At 49.1% G+C, this 3,546-nt stretch carries 1 protein-coding gene and 1 pseudogene; both read right to left on the reverse strand.

All coding sequences use genetic code 11. The annotated features are described in order from the left end of the window. A pseudogene (locus tag ACUVJL_RS23920) lies at positions 1-258 on the reverse strand (hypothetical protein); the annotation flags it as partial. 461 nt (positions 259-719) lie between these two features. Then, positions 720-3,546 (reverse strand): tetratricopeptide repeat protein (locus ACUVJL_RS23925; protein WP_445248118.1); only part of this gene is annotated, 2,827 nt, incomplete at its 5' end.

Raw genomic sequence — 3,546 nt, forward strand, 5'->3', positions numbered from 1 at the left:
TTTGAATTGGGCGCGCAAGCCATCATTGCCGCAGAGCTCAGCGCGGAGAGTTTTCAGCGTGACTTGCCATAGGGATTTTCCGCTTCTTGGCTGTGCAAAGGATTCAAGATTGTGGTTTTCAACCCACAATTCATCAAAACACGTCTCAAGTCTGCCGTTGTGTTTTTCCAGCATAGCCAAGGCTTCTTGGGCGGGAGCGTAATCTTGCAACATCAGCCGCTTTTCATCCATTTCGGCGGCAGTTAGTATCGGTTCCATATTTTTAATGGCGGGTAAGTTAGTTAAACAATTTTGATTGTAATGATTATAGCAGTAATACCCGATCGGACACGATCTAAGATCGTGTCCGATCGCACGCAATTTCTGTAGGGGCGGGTTCACCAACAATATCCGGCAATAATTGACAATCTCAAAAACCCGCCCCCCGCCCAACCTTCAATTTCAAGGTACCTGATCTCTCGGTCGGTTAGTGATTTAATGAATCTCGGATTTGTGCGATCGATCTTGGCTATCCTCGCCTCTTGTATTTTGAAAGAGGTAGATGGCGGTTTACCGTTGGGTGGGGGCGGGTTTATGAGACGATCGATCTGAGGCTAATATTGTTGGTGAACCCGCCCCTACAGGAATGCGGTTTACCGTTGGGTGGGGGCGGGTTTATGAGACGATCGATCGGGGGCTAATATTGTTGGTGAACCCGCCCCTAAAGGAATTATGTGTATTTAATTAGGGTCGATCGAACTGGCTTTCTGAATAGCTGAAAAGCAGTCTCGGGGACACTCATCACCCGTAAACTCTCGCCAAATTACCTGAAACTGACTGTCTCCCAACTGCTTGAGCACCCGCCCTAAATTTTTGAGATCCGAGTCAACTAATTCTGAATTATGCTCGATGTCAATGGCTAAGGCGCGAATGTAAATTTTCTCAGCTTCAGTCCAATTTGATTGGGCTTCCAGAGTTTCGCCCCATGCAGTTAGAATTGCGGAAGCTTGACGCCAACCCTTCGCTGCACTTGTAGCTTCAAATGCTTTTTGGAAATAGGCAACAGCATCGTCAAAGCACTCTTGCTCTTCGGCTACTATTCCCAGATTGTGATAGTCCCTAGCAGCGGAGTAAAAATCCTCCTTATCTTCTTTAATTTGGAGAGCTGTCTTGTAAAAACCGATCGCCTCCTCAAAGCGCCCTTGCTCTTTGGCTACCATTCCCAGTTGGTGATATTCCTTAGCAGCGCTGTGAGAATCCCCCGCATCTTCAAAAATTTTGAGAGCTTTATTATAAAAAGCGATCGCCTCCTCCAAGCGCCCCTGCTCTTGGGCAACTGTTCCCAAATGATGATACTCCCTAGCAGCGGAGTAAAAATCCCCTGCATCTTTATAAATTTGGAGAGCTTTGTTGTAAAAATCAATCGCATCGTCAAAACGCCGTCGCTCTTCGGCTACTCTTCCCAGATTGCAATATGTAGCAGCAGCGGAGTAAAAATCCCCCGCCTCTTCTCTAATTTGGAGAGCTTTGTTGCAAAAATAGATCGCCTCCTCAAAGCGCCGTTGCGCTTGGGCTACTACTCCCAGATTGTGATAAGCAGTAGCAATCTTGTCATTGACTGAGGAGTCATTTAAAGCTACAAGTTCATCGAGAATTTCTTGATAAACTGCTCTTGCTGTTTGCAAATCAGCACTATTAACAGCTTCATTCGCATCCACTCCCCGCAGATATGTCCAGAAATCAAAAGCATCTTTACCCTTTGGCTTTGCTTCTGCCAAGTGGAAGCCGATTTGGTTGAGCGCCCGTTCTCGCAGGGACTTAAATTCCGGTTTGCGCCCCCACCGCTGATACACCTCTCCCAAAGCTTGCAGAATTGCTTGAGCTTCAGCCCAATCCTGCTGCTGTTCTGCCAGCCACAACTGTTGCAATAAATTCGGTTCTTGCACTCGCAGCATAAAGCTTGCATATTCCGCATTGCTGATGAGTTGCTCACTGTACATATTCGCCAATGCTGCGTAGAAAACCAGCAACTTTTTTTCCAGGGTACTGATTACCTCCTGCGAACCCATTTTGTCTAACTGTTGTCGCAAATACCAAGGCAATGCCGGGTGAATTTTATAAATAGTTTCCCCCAAATGTTCCAAAATTCCGGCGGCAGTCGCTTCATTCAAAAGTCCAATCCAATCCGATTCCTGCAAATTTTCCGCAAACACCGCCCGATATGCTTGTCCCCAATCACTATCAGGATTTGCTGAAAAATTATCAAGCCAATGTGCATCAACTCGATCGCAAAATAGCCCTAAAAACGGCAAATGCTGTCGCGCCCGTTCCGATAACTTCGCAAACGAATAATCCAGCGACACCGTTAGAGATTTCTCTCTCCCTTCCTCCTCTGCACCCTGGAAAGTATCCAATCCTCTCCGCAGCGCCTCAATCAACTGCACCGGAGTCTGCGTCTTCAAATGCCGCAACACCACCCTCAGCGACAGCGGATGTCCGCCCAACAGTTTCAGCAACTCCAGATATTCTCCAGGCAATTTCGCCCTGTCAACCCCCGCTTCCAGCAGAATCTGCGCCGCCAACTCCATAGCATCCGGCTGCACCAATCCCTTTAACTCCCGCAGCGCGTAACCGCAATCCAACCAATTTTCCTCGCGCCGACTGGTAATCAGCACCCAAGATTGTCCCCCGCGCAACTGTTTGAGAAACTGCTTCAAGCTTTCTCTTTCCGCAGCGGGTACAAGCGGCGGATTCCCCTGCGGAAACCCATTCACCGATTCAAAATTATCCCAAATCAGCAAACAAGGATTAGTTTGCAAATATTTTCGCACCACCTCCTGCTGTTTTTCCGCCGTGGCTGATGCGAATTTTTCGCCGTACCGCGCCCGGCCAATTTGATTGACTACCTGACTCAACCCCGCACCGCGTTCAAAAGAAGTGAAGAAAACGCCTCCCGTGCGCCCCTGAGTATCAGCCAACCACCGCGCAAACCCTCCGGCTAACTCAGTTTTCCCAACGCCGCCCATCCCCTGCAACAGCACGACATGATTTTGGCGAAAAGCTCTTTCTAAGCACCAAGTATCGTAATCTCGCCCAATAAACCCATAGGCGCTAACTTCTGGCAAATTTACCGCCAGCGTAGCCTCTGTGTCATCTTCCGCCATCAAATCTGCAAAACTGGGAGTCGCAGCTTTCGGCCGAAAAGGGGTGCAAGGTTTCTGCTGATACAGCACCGGCACCAGCCAATCTTGCAGCGGTAAAAGCCCTTTGGGAGTGCGACAGGGGCGCTGTTTGTCTATGGACATAGATTTGCGCCCCGCAGCCACCGCAGAGGCGATGTCTTGTCCCCGCACCAATTCCCCGTACAGCCGTGCCATGAAGTGTTTGGCGGCTGTTGCATAGACGGAATAAGCCATTGCGACAACGCCTTTCGCGCCCAACTTCACCAACTGTCCCGCGACGGAAGAAAAGGCTTCTTCCCCAGCTTGTCCCGACTTGCAAGCATTGAGAATAAAAATCGGCACGCGACAATCAGTCAAATATTGGGCAATTTCCCTAGCAGTAACT

Source organism: Microcoleus sp. OTE_8_concoct_300 (assembly GCF_031383065.1).
Classification (GTDB): Bacteria; Cyanobacteriota; Cyanobacteriia; order Cyanobacteriales; family Microcoleaceae; genus Microcoleus.